19 protein-coding genes are annotated in these 17,200 nt (G+C 68.7%); 8 read left to right on the plus strand and 11 right to left on the minus strand.

What is annotated here, in order from left to right:
- Positions 1-62: 62 nt before the first annotated feature.
- Positions 63-1,196: a TauD/TfdA family dioxygenase gene (locus A9J21_RS27065; RefSeq protein ID WP_066741119.1), complete on the minus strand. Its 1,134-nt coding sequence runs from the start codon at positions 1,194-1,196 to the stop codon at positions 63-65.
- A gap of 139 nt (positions 1,197-1,335) precedes the next feature.
- On the opposite strand from A9J21_RS27065, the gene A9J21_RS27070 reads away from it, so the two are divergent.
- Entirely contained in the window at positions 1,336-2,220 is an 885-nt protein-coding gene (locus A9J21_RS27070) for a LysR family transcriptional regulator (RefSeq protein WP_066741121.1), read from the plus strand.
- Between the two features lie 43 nt (positions 2,221-2,263).
- Here the strand turns inward: A9J21_RS27070 and mdcH are convergent, their stop codons facing one another.
- The 7 genes from mdcH to mdcA are packed head-to-tail and all read right to left on the minus strand — an operon-like array spanning position 2,264 to position 8,400.
- Positions 2,264-3,187, minus strand: a complete 924-nt coding sequence (mdcH, locus tag A9J21_RS27075) for a malonate decarboxylase subunit epsilon (protein ID WP_066741122.1) — start codon at positions 3,185-3,187, stop codon at positions 2,264-2,266.
- A complete protein-coding gene (locus A9J21_RS27080) occupies positions 3,172-3,831 on the minus strand; it encodes a malonate decarboxylase holo-ACP synthase (RefSeq protein WP_066741124.1) in 660 nt (219 codons plus the stop codon). Before A9J21_RS27080 ends, mdcH begins: the two co-directional genes overlap by 16 nt.
- A gap of 1 nt (position 3,832) precedes the next feature.
- Entirely contained in the window at positions 3,833-4,675 is an 843-nt protein-coding gene (gene mdcE / locus A9J21_RS27085; protein WP_066741126.1) for a biotin-independent malonate decarboxylase subunit gamma, read from the minus strand.
- Complete coding sequence (locus A9J21_RS27090; protein ID WP_066741128.1) at positions 4,672-5,526, minus strand: biotin-independent malonate decarboxylase subunit beta; 855 nt, start codon at positions 5,524-5,526, stop codon at positions 4,672-4,674. Before A9J21_RS27090 ends, mdcE begins: the two co-directional genes overlap by 4 nt.
- On the minus strand, positions 5,523-5,831 hold the full coding sequence (locus tag A9J21_RS27095; RefSeq protein WP_066741130.1) for a malonate decarboxylase subunit delta: 309 nt from the start codon (positions 5,829-5,831) through the stop codon (positions 5,523-5,525). Before A9J21_RS27095 ends, A9J21_RS27090 begins: the two co-directional genes overlap by 4 nt.
- Complete coding sequence (locus A9J21_RS27100; RefSeq protein ID WP_066741132.1) at positions 5,831-6,742, minus strand: triphosphoribosyl-dephospho-CoA synthase; 912 nt, start codon at positions 6,740-6,742, stop codon at positions 5,831-5,833. Before A9J21_RS27100 ends, A9J21_RS27095 begins: the two co-directional genes overlap by 1 nt.
- Positions 6,742-8,400 carry a malonate decarboxylase subunit alpha gene (gene mdcA, locus A9J21_RS27105; RefSeq protein WP_066741133.1) on the minus strand — a complete coding sequence of 553 codons (1,659 nt, stop codon included), beginning with the start codon at positions 8,398-8,400 and terminating at the stop codon, positions 6,742-6,744. The genes A9J21_RS27100 and mdcA overlap by 1 nt, the downstream gene beginning before the upstream one ends.
- Before the next feature lie 253 nt (positions 8,401-8,653).
- Here mdcA and madL point away from each other — a divergent pair, with 253 nt between their 5' ends.
- Positions 8,654-9,049, plus strand: a complete 396-nt coding sequence (gene madL / locus A9J21_RS27110) for a malonate transporter subunit MadL (protein ID WP_066741134.1) — start codon at positions 8,654-8,656, stop codon at positions 9,047-9,049.
- Between the two features lie 14 nt (positions 9,050-9,063).
- Positions 9,064-9,846 (plus strand): malonate transporter subunit MadM, encoded by a 783-nt coding sequence (madM, locus tag A9J21_RS27115; protein WP_197497577.1) that lies wholly within the window; start codon positions 9,064-9,066, stop codon positions 9,844-9,846.
- 9 nt (positions 9,847-9,855) lie between these two features.
- On the opposite strand, the gene A9J21_RS27120 is transcribed toward madM, so the two are convergent.
- Positions 9,856-10,782, minus strand: a complete 927-nt coding sequence (locus tag A9J21_RS27120) for a LysR family transcriptional regulator (RefSeq protein ID WP_066741135.1) — start codon at positions 10,780-10,782, stop codon at positions 9,856-9,858.
- A gap of 244 nt (positions 10,783-11,026) precedes the next feature.
- On the opposite strand from A9J21_RS27120, the gene A9J21_RS27125 reads away from it, so the two are divergent.
- The 5 genes from A9J21_RS27125 (at position 11,027) to A9J21_RS27145 (ending at position 15,051) form a co-directional block, all read left to right on the plus strand.
- Positions 11,027-11,953, plus strand: a complete 927-nt coding sequence (locus A9J21_RS27125) for a hypothetical protein (protein ID WP_066741136.1) — start codon at positions 11,027-11,029, stop codon at positions 11,951-11,953.
- Between the two features lie 84 nt (positions 11,954-12,037).
- Positions 12,038-12,337 (plus strand): hypothetical protein, encoded by a 300-nt coding sequence (locus A9J21_RS27130; RefSeq protein ID WP_066741137.1) that lies wholly within the window; start codon positions 12,038-12,040, stop codon positions 12,335-12,337.
- A gap of 75 nt (positions 12,338-12,412) precedes the next feature.
- Positions 12,413-13,126, plus strand: coding sequence for a response regulator (locus A9J21_RS27135; RefSeq protein WP_066741139.1), 714 nt, complete (start codon positions 12,413-12,415; stop codon positions 13,124-13,126).
- Positions 13,126-14,433 (plus strand): ATP-binding protein, encoded by a 1,308-nt coding sequence (locus tag A9J21_RS27140; protein WP_066741252.1) that lies wholly within the window; start codon positions 13,126-13,128, stop codon positions 14,431-14,433. The genes A9J21_RS27135 and A9J21_RS27140 overlap by 1 nt, the downstream gene beginning before the upstream one ends.
- Before the next feature lie 177 nt (positions 14,434-14,610).
- Complete coding sequence (locus A9J21_RS27145; RefSeq protein ID WP_066741141.1) at positions 14,611-15,051, plus strand: MarR family winged helix-turn-helix transcriptional regulator; 441 nt, start codon at positions 14,611-14,613, stop codon at positions 15,049-15,051.
- A 15-nt stretch (positions 15,052-15,066) separates the two neighbouring features.
- Here A9J21_RS27145 and A9J21_RS27150 read toward each other — a convergent pair whose 3' ends face one another.
- Both A9J21_RS27150 and A9J21_RS27155 read right to left on the minus strand, forming a co-directional pair.
- Positions 15,067-16,326 (minus strand): YbfB/YjiJ family MFS transporter, encoded by a 1,260-nt coding sequence (locus A9J21_RS27150; RefSeq protein WP_066741146.1) that lies wholly within the window; start codon positions 16,324-16,326, stop codon positions 15,067-15,069.
- Positions 16,327-16,425: 99 nt separating this feature from the next.
- Positions 16,426-17,034 (minus strand): TetR/AcrR family transcriptional regulator, encoded by a 609-nt coding sequence (locus A9J21_RS27155; RefSeq protein WP_066741147.1) that lies wholly within the window; start codon positions 17,032-17,034, stop codon positions 16,426-16,428.
- Positions 17,035-17,200 lie beyond the last annotated feature (166 nt).

Here is a 17,200-nt window from a genome sequence, read left to right on the forward strand (position 1 = left end):
GTCAGGCGGACGCCGTGCGGGGTACGTCGCGGCCGGAGGGCGCCGGCCGTCTGGTTGCGGTATCAGGCGGTGGCGGCCTCCGTGCCGGCGGCGGCCCGATTTCCGGCGCCTGCCGGCCAGGGCATCAGCGGCATGCCCAGCGTGGCGGCCTGGCGCTGCTCGAAGGCATCGAATGCGGCACTGCGCGCGCTGCCCCGCAGGCCGCCACGCACGGCACCGGCGCGCACGTCGGTGAAATAGACAGCCCAGTCATCGGGCAGCGGCTGCGATCCGGGCACGGCCAGCCACAGGCGCAGCAGATGGCGCTTGCGGTCGAATTCCTCGTAATCCTCGAAGTTGGTGCGCGAATGCACGGTCACGTAGTTGTTCAGCAACTGCATGTCACCTTGTTCGAGCTGCATGGCGAAGCAGAGTTCGGGGTCGGTCAGCAGCGTGTCGAGCAGGTCCAGTGCGTCGGTCTGCGCCTGGGTCAGGCGCGGCACGTCGTCAAAGTCGCGCTGCGCGGCCACCACGTTCTTGCGGTTGATGCGGAACGCAAAGGCCGACGGGTGGCTGCCCAGGATCGGCAGCGGGTAATAGGGCGGCTGCGATGGGTCCTGCGCACCCTGGTAGCTGTAATAGAACGGCTGCTGCAGCACGGGAATCAGGTCGGGGCGGCGCTGGGCCACTGCATCGCGCAGGGCGATCGAACTGACCACCTTGCTTTCGCCGCCCGACTTGGCGGCGCGGCGGCAGATCAGGCCGACGATGTCGCCCGAATCGGTATGGAAGTCGAGCCCGGCATTGGTGTTGTAGCCGCGGCCGTTGGTGGTCTTGTAGGCCGCGCCCACGTCGCGCACATCGTTCATGAAATCGCTGGTGCGGTTCTGCGTGCGGGCCACGCCCATATGCAGGCCCATGCCCCAGTAGGCCAGGCGGGTGTCGTCCTCGCTCCAGCGGTCCACCGGAAAGCCCTTGACCAGGCACATGCCCCAGCGGCCCTGCGTGATGTCCACGGCTCGCGCCAGCGCCTGGCGGGCGCCCTCATCGAGCGGAAAGTCGTCGCGGGTCATGTCCAGCGGGGCCTTGCCGGCAGCCTTGGCATGCGCCAGGGCGTTGTCGAAGCTGGTCACGTCGGCGGCGGTCAGGCGCACGATCCAGGAAGTGTCGCGCTGGGCATCGGCGGCGAGCCAGGCTTGGGGGCGTTGTGCAGGCATCGGAATCGTCTTCTTTATCGGTTCAGGCTTGGGTTTGAGCGGGGGCTGTGCAGCCTTGCGCGACGTCGTGAAGCCAGTCTATGCTTGCCCGGCACCAAGAAAAAGTGACGTTGTTTGACGTCTTTCATAAGGATTCTTGATGAAGCTGGAAACCTTCGCCACGCTGGCGGCCGTGATCGAGGAAGGGTCGTTCGCGGCGGCGGCGGCCACCATGCACCTGACGCCAAGCGCGGTCAGCATGCAGATGAAGCAGCTGGAGCAGTACCTGGGACAGCCGTTGTTCGACCGTTCCGGCCTGCAGGTGCGGCCCAATGCGCTGGCGCGCGAGGTGGCCGCGTCGATGGAAGGCGGGCTGCGGCACCTGAACACGCTGCGCCGGCGGGCCAGCGTGGCGGTGGAGGGCGTGGTGCGGCTCGGGGTGATCGAGTCGATGCAGCCGGTGCTGCTGCCGGGCACGCTGCGCTACCTGCGCGAGCGCTATCCGCGCCTGACGGTCAAGCCGCTGCGCGGCCGCAGCACCGGGCTGATGGAGATGGTCAAGGCCGGCCAGCTCGACGCGGCCGTCGTGGCGCGCCCCGAGTCGGGCCGCGTAGCCAGCCTGCGCTGGTATCCGGTGGCGACGCGCGAACTGATGCTGATCGCCCCGCCCGACGCTGGCGGACGCAACGAGTCGCCGGCCGATCTGCTGGCGCGCTATGACTGGATTCGCTATGACCGGGCCACCGTGTCGGGTGCGATGGCCGCGCGCCATGTCCGCGGGCTGTTGCCGGACAAGCGCAGTGCGATGGAATTCGACAGCGTGACGGCGATCGTGGCGATGGTCAGTGCGGGCCTGGGGGTGTCGGTGGTGCAGTTGATGGACCCCACCGTGGTCGACCGCTATCCGGTGCGCCGCATCCGCCTGGGGCCGGACGCCCCGGTGCTGCAGATGTCGCTGGTACTGCGCAAGGCCGACGAGGACAGCCGGCTGCTGCAGGCGCTCAGGGAGGCGGTGGAGGCCACGCTGAAGACGCCGCGTACGTAGATGCGCTGGTTTTCGCCCCTCTCCCGCCAGCAGGGAGGGGCGATCAATCCGCCGCCTCGCGCGCCATCAGCAGCCGCACGCTGTCCGCGCGCGTTTCCGCCAGCGCCACCGCCTGTGGAAACAGCGGCTGGCACAGGCGCGTCAGCACGTTGCCCGGCGGCATCTCCACCGCGAGCCGCATGTCGCAGGCGCGTGCCAGCAGCATCGTTTCATGCCAGCGCACCGGCAGTGCCATATTGCGTGCGAGGTCTTCGGCGATCCGGGCCGGGTCGCGCAATTCGCGCGCGGCGCTGGCGCTGAAGTAGCGCAGCGCCGGGCGCCGGCACTGGACGTCGGCAAACGCACGTTGCAGCGCCGCGGCGGCATCGTCCAGCAGCGTGCAGTGCGACGGCACCGCAATTGCCACCCGCTGCGCCGTGCGGGCACCTGCCGCCAGTGCCAGTTCGGCCACGCGGGCCATCGCGGCGTCCGATCCGGCAATCACAAGCTGGGTGTCGGCGTTGTAGTTGGCGATATGGACCGGCATGCCGGACCGGTGCACGGTGGCGACCACGGCTTCCAGCGGCCCTTGCTCCAGCCCCAGGATCGCGGTCATGCCATAACCGGATGGATAGGCGGCCTCCATCAGCCCGCCGCGCTGCGCGACCAGCCGCACGGCATCGGCGAATGGCAACACGCCGGCCGTGACCGCCGCCGCGTAGGCCCCGATCGACAGTCCGGCCACGGCATCGGCGGCAGCGCCGTCGTCCAGCAGGGCGCGGGCGCTGGCGACGCCGGCCACGAGCAGGCAGATCTGCACGGAGACGGTGGAAGCCAGATGCGCGGCATCGTCGTGCAGCAGGATGCTGGCGCCCAGCACCTCGCTGGCTTCGGCCAGCGTGCGTGCCACCGCCGGGTGATCGGGCAGCGCGTGGAGCATGCCGGGGCGTTGCGCGCCCTGGCCGGGAAAGGTCAGCAGGGTTGGCATGGGGCGCGCCAGGGGTCTTCGCAGAGCACCGGGCCGGTGTCGGTCTTCAGCAGCACGCGGCCCTGCGTGCGCAGCCGCTCGCGCAGCGCAAAGGCGCCGTACGGGGTAGCCACCTGGATATCGAGCCGCACCCCATCGGTATCGATCAGTGATTGCAGCGCCGCCAGCGTGGCGGTCGAGAGCGGTTCGGGGGCGTCCAGCAGCAGGTCGATATCGCTGCCGGGATGCAGTACGTCGATGCCGGAGGCCAGCGTAAAGCCCACCGCGCCGGTCACACCCCACGGGTGCGGCAATGCGCCAAGCTGGCGCGAAAGCGGGTCCAGCGCGTGCAGCGCGGGAATCTCGTCGCGGCGCGGATGCAGGCGCCAGAAGCCCTCACGTGCGATATCGAATGGCGAGACCACGGTGGCGCACTGGTCGGCATCGATCCAGCCGGCGTGCCGCTGCGCGCGGTTGCGTCCCCGGACGCCGACCGGGATGCGCGGCATGCGCGCAGGGGTAGGCCCGGCCATATCGCGGTCGCGCCGCACCACCAGCGGTGCCTGCGCGAGCCAGTCCGCATCGGCCCAGTCCGGCACATGGCCCGTGGCGATAAACGCCGCGGGATCGCGTAGCCAGATGAGGTCGTGCGGCCGAAGGCGCATGTCAATCCTTGTCCTGCCATTGGCTGGCCAGCAGCGCGCGGGCCTGGCGCGTGGCGCCGCGGTTTTCGCCCTGCAGGCGGCTGCGCAGGTCGCGTTGCGGGTCGGCGTCGATATCGGCCAGCGCCTCGGCAAGCTGGCCCTGTACGGCGGCCAGGTCCTGCGCGTTGGGCGCGGCGGCATCGTGCACGGCAATCGTGCGCCACAGCAGGCCCAGCGTGGCGTAGTTGTCGAGGTCGTAGGCCATTGGCGGCACGGTGGCGGCAAATGCCTCCAGGTCTTCGACACTGCGCAGCGTGATGCGGGCGGCGGCTTCCTTGCCCATCGCGTGGACCTGTACGCCCGGATCGCGCAGCGCCAGGATGCGGTTGGCCTGATAGCCGTGCGCCAGGAAGGCGCCCGACATCGCCTTGCCCACCAGCAGCGCGATCACGGGATGACCCTGCAGCCGCGCCGTGGCATACGCAGCGGCGGCACTGGCAAGCGCCTGATGAATGCCGAAGGCCTCCTCGCGGCGGCCATAGGCCTGGCTGGGCGTGTCGACGATGGCGACGATGGCGCGCTTGACCGGACGGTCGCGGTCGGCGGCCACGGCCTCATGCACGGCGCGCGCCAGCGACCAGCCTTCGAGCAGTCCCACTTCGCCCTGCCGGGCGCGCGGGAACGGGCTGGCGGCGTCGGGAACCACGGCAATCAGGCGCGCGGCACGGCCAGCGGTTTCCACGTCGGCCACCTGGACCGATGCGGGATAGCCGGGCAGCCGCGCGGCGTTGCCGCCCAGGGCGGCCAGCCAGGTTTCGCCGCGGCTGGTGGCGCTTTGTGCTGCTTGTGCGGGCGTGGCGCTCATTGACGTTCTCCATAGAGGCGGCGCACGGTGGCCGGGTCCGGTTGATGGACGGCATCGCCGGCGGTATAGGTGGCGATGCGCTGCAGGTAGTCGGCGTAACGCTCGCTGCGCGCGGTGTCCTGTACGGGCGCGGTTGCCAGTTCGGCCACCACGTCGCGGATCTCGGCCGCGTCGTCGTCGACATAGCGGTCGGCCAGGCCTGTGGCATGGCGTTGCTCGCCGCCGGTCAGGCCCCAGATGAACGGGCGGTCGCGCGAATCGTATTCGCCCACGCCGGCCTCCTGTTCGATCACGGCCGGGCCGTTCAGGCCCAGGCGCGCCTCGCGTGTGACCACCAGTGCGCTGCACAGGCCGGCGGCAATCGACATGCCGCCAAAGCAGCCCACCTGGCCGGCAATCACGCCGATCACGGGCTGGTAGCGGCGCAGGTCGACGATGCCGGCGTGGATCTCGGCAATCGCGGCCAGGCCCAGGTTGGCTTCCTGCAGGCGCACGCCGCCGGTTTCGAACAGGATGACGGCACGCGTGGGCACGCCGCGGCGGTTATCGTCGGCGGCCAGTTCCAGCGCACCGGCAATCTTGGCACCACCCACTTCGCCCAGGCTGCCACCCTGGAACGCGCCTTCGATGGCCAGCACCACGGCGGGCTGCCCGTCGATCCGGCCCTTGGCAACGATCACGCCGTCGTCGCCTTGCGGCACCACGCCCTGGCGTTCCAGCCACGGCGACGTCAGGCCGTCGAAAGGCCCGGCCAGCTCGCGGAAGGTGCCGGGGTCCAGCAGGGCGCGCGCACGTTCGCGTGCGCCAAGTTCGACAAAGCTCTCGCGCGAGAGCATTACGGCGCGGGTCATGTCGGCTCCTTGCTGTCGAGCGCTTCGAAGGCTTCGGCCAGGCGCATGCCGACCACGCCGGGTGTGGCGCCGAAGTCGTGGATGCGGATCTTCATTGCGGCGCGCGGCTCGGCACTGAACACGCGGTTGAGCTGGGCATCCCAGACACGGCCGTATCCGTTGATCGATGTGGTGACGTCGATCGACGTCTTGCCGGCTTCGCCCGGCTCGATGATCACTTCCAGGTCGCCAGACCCGACCACGCCCACCAGCACGCGGCGCGCGGCCGGGGCGCCGGCGGCGTATTCGAAACGGAGCTGTTCCATCAGTGTTCTCCAGATGGCGCGGCCGGAAGCCCGCCAAGCCGATCAAGAAAGAGGGTGGCGGCCAGCAGGTCGGCGCTGCCGCCCGGCGATGCATGGCGCGCCTGCATCGTCGCTTCGAGTTCATGCAGGCGGCGGCGCCCGGCCAGCGTGCCGATGCCGCCAGCGTCAAGCACCGCCTCGGCGCCGGCCTGCACATCGGCCAGCCCGGCACGGCCGGCGCGTGCCAGCACGCAGGTATCGTCAAGCCGCGCCATGATGGCCAGCAGTGTGTTGACCTGTGCCGTGGGTTCGGCATCGCCGCGAGCGCGGGCCTCGCGCAGCATCGGCAGGCCGATGCCCATCACGTGCGGAAAGCCCGCTTCGGCCTGTTCGCGCGCGCCGCCCACGCCGTAGGCGGCGCGTGCCAGTTCGCCCTTGTTGCCGGTGTGGGCGGGGCGATGCCGGTCGGGCAGGCGGGCGATCACGGCGCCCATCTGCGCGATGGCCTTGGCGTTGGGCACGGTGCCGCGCGTCTTGCCCAGCCAGCCAGCCGCACCGGCCAGCAGGCCCAGGGCCCAGATCGCGCCGCGATGTGTGTTGACGCCGCCCGTGGCGCGCAGCATGGCGGCTTCGGCGTCGCGGCCCAGCGCACCAAGGCGTTCGCGCAGCGCCACGTCGATGCGGCGCGCCTGCTGTCCGGCCTGCGCCATGGCCGTGAAGCTGTCGGCCAGGCTGTGCGCCGAAGCGATCATCAGCGACAGCGACATGTCGGCATGGGCGCCGTTGCCGCGCGCGTCCACCAGCCCGGGCTTGGGCGCCAGCGTGGCTTCGTCCACCAGGACCGTGACGGCCAGGTCACCGATGGCGGCGGCCAGGACGGACGGCGCGAAGTTGCGACAAGAGGCCGATGGGAGGGGTGCCAGCGCCGCCATCACCAGCTCCTGAAGCGGGCGGGCGGGTTGTAGAGGCCGCCCGACCATTCCACCAGGTCGGCCATGCTGCGCGCGGCCAGCAGCGAGCGCGTGGCCTGCGCGCGATGCACGCCAAGGTCTTCGGGCAGCGCGATCAGGCCGTCGCTGCGCATCTGGCGCGTGGTGGCCGGATCGTGCCGCATGCCGATCGGCGTGACGCCGGCCACGGCGGCAATCATGCGGCGCCGCTCTTCCAGCGAGCGCGCCTTGTAGAGGTAGGCGATGCCTTCCTCGGTCAGCACATGCGTGACGTCGTCGCCGTAGATCATGACCGGCGCCAGCGGCATGCCGCTGTCCCTGGCAACCTGCACGGCATCCATCGATTCCACGAAGGTCGGCTTGCCGCCGGCCTGGAACGTTTCCACCATCTGCACCACGAGCTTGCGGCCACGCGCCAGCGGATCGTCGGTCTCGATCAGGTCCAGCCAGGCAGGCGTGGCGTGGCGGCGGCCGCCGGGGTTGTGGCCCATGTTCGGTGCGCCGCCGAAGCCGGACAGCCGGCCGCGCGTGACCGTGGACGAATGCCCGTCGCCATCGATCTGCAGCGTGGAGCCGATAAACAGGTCCACTGCGTACTGGCCGGCCAGCTGGCACAGCGCGCGGTTCGAACGCATGCTGCCGTCGCGGCCCGTGAAGAACACGTCGGGCCGGGCGGCCACGTAGTCTTCCATGCCCAGTTCGCTGCCAAAGCTGTGCACGCTTTCCACCCAGCCCGATTCGATGGCCGGAATCAGCGTCGGGTGCGGATTGAGCGTCCAGTACTTGCAGATCTTGCCCTTCAGGCCCAGCTGCTCGCCGTAGGTGGGCAGGATCAGTTCGATGGCGGCGGTGTTGAAGCCGATGCCATGGTTCAGCGACTGCACGTTGTGGCGCTCGTAGATGCCGCGGATTGCCATCATCGCCATCAGGATGTGTACCGGCTTGATCAGGCGCGGGTCGCGCGTGAACAGCGGTTCGCAGAAGAACGGCTTGTCGGACTGCACCACGTAGTCGATCCAGGAGCCCGGAATATCCACGCGCGGCAGGTCGGCGGGGTCGTCGACGATCTCGTTGACCTGGGCGATCACGATACCGTCGCGGAACGCGGCGGCTTCCACCAGCGCCGGCGAATCCTCGGTGCTGGGGCCCGTGTACAGGTTGCCGTCGCGGTCGGCCTTGTAGCCGGCCGTCAGCACGATCTGAGGCGTCAGGTCGACATAGAGCCGCGAGTACAGCTCGATATAGGTATGGATGGCGCCCACTTCGAGCAGGCCGTCTTCCAGGAACTGCGAGATCCGCACGCTCTGGGCGCCCGCGTAGGCGAAGTCCAGCTTGCGGGCGATGCCGCGCTCGAACAGGTCCAGGTGTTCCACCCGGCTCACGCTCGGGATGATCATGTGCAGGTCATGCACGCGCGACGGATCGGCCTCGGCCAGCGCGCGCGACAGGAAATCGGCCTGTTTCTGGTTGTTGCCCTCCAGTACCACGCGGTCGCCGGGGGCGGTGATGGTCTCCAGAAAGCGCACGATGTCGCCGGTGGGCACCACCTTGCCCGTGGCGATCTTCGCGCCCAGGTCCTGGCGGCGCCGTTTTTCGGTGCGGCGCGTGTCCCATTGTCGTTCCGGTATCGGATTCAGCATGACGTCTCCGGTGTGCTGCGGTCGTTACGGCAACGATAGGCCACGAGGCGGCGGGCGAACAATCAACGTCGGCGACGGACCGTTACGGCGGGCGTAACTAAACGCTTGAGCGGAGGGTAACCAAACGATTAACCGGACCGTAACGATCCTGCGCCACTGGTTGATTGATGCGGCGCGCCACCGTTCCTAGAGTTGTCTGCAAATGTCCGCCCCACCGGGGAAGCGGCGACGACAACACCAACTGGAGACAACCATGATCATCTACGGAACCGCGCTACTGGCCATCTGCCACCTGGTGGGCCTGTACCTGGGCGACCTGCTCGGCGCCGCCATCGGCGTCAAGTCGAATGTGGGCGGGGTGGGCATCGCCATGCTGCTGCTGATATTCATCCGGCTCTACCTGCACGACCGTGGCCTGATGCCGAAGGAGACCGAGGCAGGCGTGGGCTTCTGGGGTGCGATGTATATCCCCGTGGTGGTGGCGATGGCTGCCCAGCAGAACGTGGTGGCTGCGCTGCGCGGTGGCCCGGTGGCCGTGCTGGCGGCCATCCTGGCCGTGGCGGCCTGTGCCTGCCTGATTGCGCTGCTCAGCCGCACCGGCGACCACGAGCCGCTGCCGCCGCTGCCGGCCGAAGCCGTTTCGCAATAAGCCAGGAGACCGCCATGACGATTGCTGCTCCGGCCATGATGTTCGACAACGTCCTGCTCCACAACGGCCTGGTGACGGCCTTTGCCACCGTCGGCATTGTGATGTGGGTGTCTTCCCAGATTTCGAAAAGGCTGACGAAGGGGCGCCTGCACGCGTCGGCCATCGCCATCATGATCGGCCTGGCGCTGGCCTATTACGGGGGCGTGGTCACCGGCAAGGAAAAGGGCCTGGCCGATTTCGCGCTGTTCTCGGGCATCGGCCTGATGGGCGGCGCCATGCTGCGCGACTTCGCGATCGTTGCCACGGCCTTCGAGGTGCAGGTGCGCGAGGCCCGCAAGGCGGGCATGGTGGGGGCCGTGTCGCTGCTGCTGGGTACCGTGGTGCCGTTCATCGTCGGCGCGGTGGTGGCGCGGGCGTTCGGCTACAGCGACGCGGTCAGCATGACGACCATCGGCGCCGGCGCGGTGACCTATATCGTCGGCCCTGTGACCGGCGCGGCGCTTGGTGCCAGTTCGGATGTGATTGCGCTGTCGATTGCCACCGGGCTGATCAAGGCCATCATCGTGATGGTGGGCACGCCGTTCGCGGCGGGCTTCCTGGGCCTGAACAATCCGCGCGCCGCCATGGTGTTCGGCGGGCTGGCGGGCACGGTCAGCGGCGTATCGGCCGGACTGGCCGCCACGGATCGCAGGCTGGTGCCCTATGGCGCGCTGGTTGCCACGTTCCACACCGGACTGGGCTGCCTGCTGGGGCCGTCGGTGCTGTTCCTGGCGACCAAGGCGATTGTGGGCGGTTGATCCGGCTGATCAGCAGGGCGCGCGGCCGCCGGCCTGCGTCAGCATGCGGCAGACCGCCGCCAGCGCCAGCAGGTTGGGGTCGCGCTCGCGGCGGCGCAGGAAACTGAGCCCGATGGTCTGCTTCATGCCGTAGTCGGCGGTCAGCGGCACGAAGGCCACGTTGCGCGCGAACACGTCGCGCACGCGGCCGGGCAGCAGCGAGTAGCCGATGCCGCCGCCCACAAGGTTCATCAGCGAGAAGATGTCGCCCACCTTCATCACCACGTTGGGCGTGAAGTCGGCAATGCGGAACGCCTCGGCAAAGCCGCTCGATGTCACGAATCCGTCGCCCAGCGACACGAACGGCTCGTCGCGGCACTGGCGCAGGTCCACCGCGGCCAGCCTGGCGTAGTGCGAATCGGCCGGCGTGGCAAAGAAGATGTCGTCCTCGAACATCGGAATCGACTCGATTTCGGCGCTGGGCTCGGGCAGCCCCATCAGCGTGGCGTCGATGGTGCCCTGGCGCAGCTTGTTGAGCAGATCCGCGTTGGAGCCCAGCACCAGTTCGGTCTGCAGTTCGGGGCGGCGCATCTTGATACCGATCACCACCTGCGGCACGGTACGGATCGTCAGCGAATAAAGCGAGCCGATCTTGAGCTGGTCGGCCGAATAGCCGGCGGCCTCGCGCGTCACGCGCACGCCGTCGGCCATGGTCTTGAGCACGTCGCGCGCCACATCGGCCAGCACGTGGGCCGCCTCGGTGGGCAGCAGATTGCGGCCCTCGTGGCGGAACAGGGCGCAGCGCAGCCCTTCCTCCAGCGAATGCAGGGCCCGGTGCACGCTGACGGTGCTGACTTCCAGCATCTCGGCGGCCTTGGCAAGGTTGCCCGTGTCCATGAACGCGAGCAGCGCTTCGAGCTTGCGGAACGTGATGTCTTCGCTGATGCGTTCGGGCATGGCGTGGGGGCGGCGGGACGGAAGTCAGGACAGGCCACGATGATCGCACACCGGGGCCCTGCGATGTGCATGGGGCACGTGGCGGAACGCTTGCGCCGGCCAATTATTTCGCCCGATGTCACCAGCCCGGCATGACATATCCCGACATGAATGGCAGGGCGACAGCCGCCGGTCGGCATCCTAGAGTTCACCCCGTCGACGCGGCACCGCGCGTCAAACGAATCGAACCGAGAGGACACACACCATGGCCAACCGCCTCCTGATCGCCGCAGCCGGATCGCTGATGCTGCTTGCCAATGCCTCGGCCTTCGCCTGGAACGGAGGTCATTTCAACGCCTATACGCCGCGCGGCGAGTTCAGCGGCGGCCATGCCATGTCCTGCGGCGGCGGCAGCTGCTCGCATGCAGGCGGGGCCGTTGGCCCGTGGGGCAGGACGGCCACCAACACCGGCACCGTGACGCGCACTGCACCGGGCCAGTTCTCGAACACCGGTACGGCGGCAGGACCGAACGGTCGTTCGGTGCAGCACGACGGCAGCACCAGCTGCACGGGCGGCACCTGCAGCCATAGCGGCGACATGACCGGCTCGAACGGCCGCACGGCCAGTACCAATGGCAGCGTGACGCGCGACGGCCCGGGACAGTACAACTCGTCGGGCACCGTGACGGGCGGCAATGGCAACAGCTGGAACCACGCGGCGGCGACGAACTGCGCCGGCAACACATGCGACCGGTCCGGCACCGTCAGCAACAGCGATGGCGGCAGCGTCACCCATGCCGGGAGCGCCACCCGCGTGGCCCCGGGCGTGGTGACCACGGGCGGCGGCAGCACCGTCTACCACGGATCGACTGTCAGCACTGGCAGCACCGTGGTGGTGGGCGCGACGCCGGTCCATGTGGCGCCGCTTCCGCCTGTCACCGTGGTGGCACCGGCCCCGGTGGTGGTGCCGCCGCCCGTACCCGTGGCGGTGGTCGCCCCGGGACCGGCCGTGCTGCCGCCGCCTCCGCCGCCGGTCGTGGTGCCCGCACCTGTGGTGGTGACGCCGCCCCCGCCGGTGCGCGTGGCACCCGTCGTGGTGGCCCCGCCGGTTTATGTGGCGCCGGTTCGGGTGGCCGTCCTGGTACCGGGCCACTGGGTGGGCCGCGTCTGGGTGCCGGCGCACTACGCCTGACCGGGCCATGGTCGCACCCACGATTTTTTTACTCACCGGCCAGGGGCAGAACGCCAGGCGCCGGCAAACCAACGGAGTCGCATCATGAAGAAGATGATCACGGTAATGATCTTGTGTATTGTTTCTGCAGGGGCCAGCGCGCAGGGCCTGGCGGGCGGTGGCGGAGAAAGCCGCATGGAACGTACCGAGCAGGTGCTGTCGCAGTTGCAGACGCGCTTTGTCCACGCCAATACCACGCGTGACGGCAAGCTGACGCGCGAACAGGCGCAAGCGGGGATGCCGATGGTGGCGCGGCACTTCGACGAGATGGATACGCACCACGCGGGCTACCTGACGCTGCCGCAGATCGAGGCGTTCATGGCCCAGCGCATGCGGTCGCATTGATGGCGCAACCGTGAAGGGGCAACGCCAGGCGGCGGGTCAGTCCAGCATCAGAACCATAAGAACCGGAGGGACGCCATGGAGCAGGGACACCGCATCATCGTGCTCGACGACGAGGCCGAGCTGCGCAACATGCTGCAGCGCTTTCTGACCGGCCATGGCTTCCAGGTGCGGGCCGTGGCCGACGGCAAGCAACTCAACCGCTACCTGCAGCGCGAGCCCTACGACCTGCTGGTGCTCGACCTGATGATGGAGCCCGAGGACGGGCTCACGATCTGCCGCCGGCTGAGGGCCGAAGGCCAGACCCTGCCCATCCTGATGCTGACGGCCAAGGGCGACCCGGCCGACCGCGTGGTGGGCCTGGATACGGGCGCCGACGACTACCTTGCCAAGCCGTTCCTGCCCGACGAACTGGTGGCCCGCATCCGCGCACTGTTGCGGCGCCAGAAGATTGCCGCGGGCGACCCGACGGTGACCAGCCAGACCCTGAGTTTCGGGGAATTCCGCTTCGATGTCGGCAAGCAGACGCTGACACGCGGCGGGGCACCCGTCGAGGTGCACTCGGCCCAGATGCTGTTGCTGCATGCGCTGGGGTCGTCGCCCAATCGCGCGGTCAGCCGCGAGAACCTGCTGGCCCGGGCCCGCGGCCGTGACCATGACGCGCTGGACCGCAGCATCGACGTGCAGATCCTGCGGCTGCGCCAGATCGTCGAGGAAGATCCGTCCAAGCCACGCTTCATCAAGACCGTCTGGGGCGTCGGCTACATGCTGGTGGCTGGCGTGGACGCATGATGCGCCACGTGCTGCCGCGCTCGCTGCTGGCGCGCAATATCGTCCTGCTGGTGATCCTGGTGTTCCTGACACAGGCCTGTTCGCTGTTTGTGCTGCTGCACTACGTGCAGCGTCCGCGTGTGGAGCGCGCCGCCGCCGTGTTCTCGCACTACGTCACGCTGATGGACCGCGCGCTCGGCTCCATGCCGGCCGGCGAGGCCCAGGCGGCCGTGGCACGCATGGGCGGCCAGAGCGAGCCGCCGCCCGGCGAAACGCCCGGCGCCGATGCCGCCCACCTGTTCCGCACCTGGCAGCGCGATGTGTTCATGCGGGCGCTGCGGCGCGATCTGTCACGGGATACCGATGTGCGCTGGCAAGGCAGCGACGAGGACGAAAAGCTCTGGATCCAGGTGCACGCCGCCGGATCGCCCACATGGATCGCGCTGCCGATGACGGCCGATGCGCAGGCCAGCGGCATCACGGCCGCCATTGCGCTGTCGGCGGCGCTGGCGCTGCTGGCGGCGCTGACCGGCTACCTGCTCCAGCGCCATATCAACCGGCCGTTGCAGGATCTGGCGCAGGCGGCCAACCACATCCATGCGGGGGATATGCCCGATGACCTGCCGACCCATGGGCCCACCGAAATCGCCGAGGTCAGTCGCGCCTTCAACGACATGACCGAGGCGCTGCGCCAGGCCGAGAAGACGCGCGCGCTGATGCTGGCGGGTGTCTCGCACGACATCCGCACGCCTCTGACCAAGCTGCGCCTGGCCATGGCGATGACATTGCCGCGAGGCACCGACGATGCGTTCGTGGCATCGGTGGAAGGGTATCTGGACCACATCGACATGATCCTGCAGCAGTTCATGGACTACGCCGGCAGCGGCGAGAAAGAGGCGCCGCAGCCGGGCGACCTCAATGCGCTGGTTAGCCAGCTGGCGGCCGATTTCGCCGGGCTGGGGCACGAATTCGAGCTTGACCTGGGGCCGCTGCACCCGGTGGTGTATCGGCCAACCAGCATGTTGCGCATGCTGATGAACCTGATGCAGAACGCGATCAAGTACGGCAAGACGGGCCTTTTCGTGCGCACCTGGCAGGACGGCCGGCAGGCCCATGTGGCGATCTGCGACCGCGGCACGGGGCTGGGAGCGGCCGAACTGGAGCAGCTTCGCGCACCCTTCAGCCGGGGCCGCAATACGCATGGCGAGGGTGGCACGGGCCTGGGGCTTGCCATCGTCGACCGCATTGCGCGGCTGCACGGCGGTGCGCTGTCATTCCGCGAACGCGAAGGGGGCGGGCTGGAGGTGGTGGTGTCGCTGCCGGCGTGATATCGAATGACTCGGGGCTGATGGCGCGGGCGGCGCGTCGGCACGTATCTGAATCGTCCGATCTGAAACGGTTGGAAACGATCGGCAGCGGCAGAAGCCGGGCAGAGGCCCTGTTGCGTCCTTTTCTTTTTCTGACGCCTCAGATACATTGGCATTTCCTGATTTGCCTGAAATGCCGTGAAACACTACACACGCGAAAACTTCCAGCTAACGCAAAGTGTCGGCTTTCACCTGAACCGGGCACGTAACAGCCTGCTCATGGAGATGGACGCCGCGCTGCGCCCGCTGGATATCACCGCCCAGCAGATGGGCATCCTGCTGTCGCTGATGCGCGGGGCGGCCAGCACGCCGCTGGAGGTGAGCCGGCTGCTGGGCATCGACACCGGCCTGATGACGCGCATGCTGGACAAGCTCGAAAACAAGGGCCTGCTGCAACGGCAGCGCAGCGACGAGGACCGGCGCGTGATCCATCTGATCCTGACCGACAAGGGCAGGGACGTGGCGGCGCAGCTGCCCCATATTGCGCCGGAAGTGCTGAATCATCGCCTGCGCAATTTCTCCGAGGGCGAGTTGAACGAGTTCATGCGGCTGCTGCAGAAATTCGCGGACGGCAGCTGAGGCCGCCGTCCGGGTTCATGCCTGGGCGCGCGCCGGAGCCGCCTGGCGGACGGTGAAGTCCGCGACGAATGCCACGGCCATGGCTACCGCGCCGCACGCGAAGATCAACGCGTAGTTCTCGTGAGTGTGCGAGAACAGCCAGGCGTAGCCATAGCCGCCCAAGGCCTGGAACAGTGCAAACGATGCCGTCGCGCGGCTCCAGGCGGCGCGTTGCGCCGTGGGATCGTGCGGCAGCAGTTCCTGCACGCGGCCCAGCACCATCGGCACGATGCCCGGGGTGAAGGCGCCAAGCACGATCGTTGCCGCACACAGCGCCACCGTTTGGTGCGACAGCGCCAGCAGCCCCACCGCCAGCCCCTGCAGCACCATGGCGATCCGGTAGCCACGGCCGAAGCCGATCCGGCCGCCCAGCCAGCTGCTGACCACCGGGCCGGCAATCGCGGCGATGCCATACAGCACCCAGTATCCGGCGCCCACCGACGCACCCTGGCCCAGGCCGCGTGCCACGTAATCGACCAGCAACATCATGGCCGGCACCAGCCCCAGCGCATTGGCCGCGTACTGGACGTAGATCACGCGCAACGTGCGCCGATGCGAGGCCAGCGCGCCGTCGGCCGCATGGTGGCCCGCCGGGGTGGCTGCCGGCATGCCTGATGGCACGTCGGTGGCGGGCCAGCCCGCCCAGCTCAGTGCGGTGAGCAACAGCGCCACGGCGCCGAGGCCGAACCACGTGGTGCGCAGCCCGAGTCTGAGCAGCTCTGGCACCAGCGTGCCCGATGCGGCGATGCCGAGACCCAGGCCGAGGAAGATCATGCCGCTGACAAAGGCGCGTCGTGCCGGCGCGATATGCGGCAGGATGGCCGTGGCAACCAGCACCATGATCGCGCCGCCCGACAGGCCCGAGAGAAAGCGCCAGACGAAGAACCAGCCCACCGACAACGGAAACGCGCAGGCAAAGAATGCCGCCGTGACGGCCACCATCAGCCAGCGCAATGCATGGCGGTTGGACAGGCGCGCGGCCAGCGGGCGCCCCAGCAGTGCGCCAGCCAGGTAGCCGGCAAAGTTGGCGGCGCCCAGCGTGACCGTATCTGCCGCGCTGAACCAATGGGCCTGGATCAGCGACGGGATCAGCGGCGTATAGGCAAAGCGGGCCAGGCCGATCGCCACCAGGCTGGCGGACAAACCGGCAAACGCGGCATGGAGGGCGCGCGTGTCGAGCGTCCGGGCGTCGGGCAGGGGGCGCGGAACCGGGGCGGCGGGGGCGTCTTGTGACATGGATCTTCCTTCGCGAATGTCGAGGGCGAACGTCTCCGCCACGCGGCGGAAGGCCGCGCGGGGTACGTGCGAATCAATGGGAGGGCCGGGGCTGGGGTGCTAGGCCGGCGGGCTGTCTGCTGCCTGCAGGCCCAGTGACGCCAGCGCGGGGCGCACCGAAGCCTCCAGCAGGGCACGATCCGGCATCACGCGCGACAGCACGCGCATGCCCACCTGCAGCGACAGCAGCATGGCGGCCGCATCGCCGGGAGCATGGCTGGCTGCGATGGTGCCTTCGGCCTGCGCGGCGCGAATGGCCCGTTCGAAGAAGGCCCGCAGCAGTGCCAGTTCCAGCGCTACTGCAGCCTTCAGTTCGGGGTCTTCGTTCGAGGCTTCCAGCGCCGTGTTGATCAGCATGCAGCCACGGTGCGGCAGTTCGGTGGCACCGCGCTCGACGCTTTCGGCAAAGAACTTCACCAGCGCCTGTGCGGGCGGATAGCTGGCTTCGATGCGGGCAATGCGCTCGCGCAGCGTGCGGTTCAGGTAGTCGTCCAGTGCCTGCATGAACAACTGCCGCTTGTCGCCAAACGCGTTGTACAGGCTCGGCTGCGTCAGGCCCATTGCCTGGGTCAGTTCACGCGTGGACGTGGCGTGATAGCCCTTGGCCCAGAACGTCGCCTGGGCGGCGGACAGCGCCGCGTCCGCATCGAATTGTCGGGGTCGTGCCATGGTGGATCTCGTTTTGTATCGATCTGTATGAAACCGTGGAAGCGATTATAGATCGATCGCTACAAAACGCAAGCGGCGCATTGCACGGTTGCGGCAGGGCAGGTCTTCACTATTCGTGAAGTGGTCTTCTTGAAATGTGACTTGGCTGCGATGGCCTGCCGTCTCT

The sequence above is a fragment of the Cupriavidus sp. D384 genome, from assembly GCF_001652915.1.
GTDB lineage: Bacteria > Pseudomonadota > Gammaproteobacteria > Burkholderiales > Burkholderiaceae > Cupriavidus.